This is a genomic window from Mammaliicoccus sp. P-M58 (genome assembly GCF_022386165.1).
Taxonomy (GTDB): Bacteria; Bacillota; Bacilli; order Staphylococcales; family Staphylococcaceae; genus Mammaliicoccus; species Mammaliicoccus sciuri.
The window spans coordinates 1-1,631 of record NZ_JAJNJI010000030.1 but is presented as its reverse complement, the minus strand read 5'-3'; the positions used below and the strand labels follow the sequence as shown (position 1 = coordinate 1,631).

Annotated in this window: 1 rRNA gene; it reads right to left on the bottom strand. The window is 50.8% G+C overall.

Annotated elements, in window-relative coordinates:
* Nucleotides 1-19: 19 nt before the first annotated feature.
* Nucleotides 20-1,572 (bottom strand): 16S ribosomal RNA (locus LQ694_RS15375).
* Nucleotides 1,573-1,631: the final 59 nt, after the last annotated feature.

Sequence of the window (1,631 nt, the reverse complement as noted above, 5' to 3'; positions counted from 1 at the left end):
CATTCCGTAATATCCTTAGAAAGGAGGTGATCCAGCCGCACCTTCCGATACGGCTACCTTGTTACGACTTCACCCCAATCATTTGTCCCACCTTCGACGGCTAGCTCCTAAAAGGTTACTCCACCGGCTTCGGGTGTTACAAACTCTCGTGGTGTGACGGGCGGTGTGTACAAGACCCGGGAACGTATTCACCGTAGCATGCTGATCTACGATTACTAGCGATTCCAGCTTCATGTAGTCGAGTTGCAGACTACAATCCGAACTGAGAATAATTTTATGGGATTTGCTTGGCCTCGCGGATTCGCTGCCCTTTGTATTATCCATTGTAGCACGTGTGTAGCCCAAATCATAAGGGGCATGATGATTTGACGTCATCCCCACCTTCCTCCGGTTTGTCACCGGCAGTCAACCTAGAGTGCCCAACTTAATGATGGCAACTAAGCTTAAGGGTTGCGCTCGTTGCGGGACTTAACCCAACATCTCACGACACGAGCTGACGACAACCATGCACCACCTGTCACTTTGTCCCCCGAAGGGGAAGACTCTATCTCTAGAGCGGTCAAAGGATGTCAAGATTTGGTAAGGTTCTTCGCGTTGCTTCGAATTAAACCACATGCTCCACCGCTTGTGCGGGTCCCCGTCAATTCCTTTGAGTTTCAACCTTGCGGTCGTACTCCCCAGGCGGAGTGCTTAATGCGTTAGCTGCAGCACTAAGGGGCGGAAACCCCCTAACACTTAGCACTCATCGTTTACGGCGTGGACTACCAGGGTATCTAATCCTGTTTGATCCCCACGCTTTCGCACATCAGCGTCAGTTACAGACCAGAGAGCCGCCTTCGCCACTGGTGTTCCTCCATATCTCTGCGCATTTCACCGCTACACATGGAATTCCACTCTCCTCTTCTGCACTCAAGTTTCCCAGTTTCCAATGACCCTCCACGGTTGAGCCGTGGGCTTTCACATCAGACTTAAGAAACCGCCTACGCGCGCTTTACGCCCAATAATTCCGGATAACGCTTGCCACCTACGTATTACCGCGGCTGCTGGCACGTAGTTAGCCGTGGCTTTCTGGTTAGGTACCGTCAAGACTTGTTCAGTTACTAACAAATTTGTTCTTCCCTAACAACAGAGTTTTACGATCCGAAGACCTTCATCACTCACGCGGCGTTGCTCCGTCAGGCTTTCGCCCATTGCGGAAGATTCCCTACTGCTGCCTCCCGTAGGAGTCTGGACCGTGTCTCAGTTCCAGTGTGGCCGATCACCCTCTCAGGTCGGCTACGTATCGTCGCCTTGGTAAGCCGTTACCTTACCAACTAGCTAATACGGCGCGGGTCCATCTATAAGTGACAGCCGAAACCGTCTTTCACTATTGAACCATGCGGTTCAAAATATTATCCGGTATTAGCCCCGGTTTCCCGGAGTTATCCCAGTCTTATAGGTAGGTTACCCACGTGTTACTCACCCGTCCGCCGCTAACATCAGAGAAGCAAGCTTCTCATCTGTTCGCTCGACTTGCATGTATTAGGCACGCCGCCAGCGTTCATCCTGAGCCAGGATCAAACTCTCCATAAAAGAAGTAAGCTTGATAAGCTCATTTTTGATTGGTTAAGCCAATCACTCTGAAGTACTTT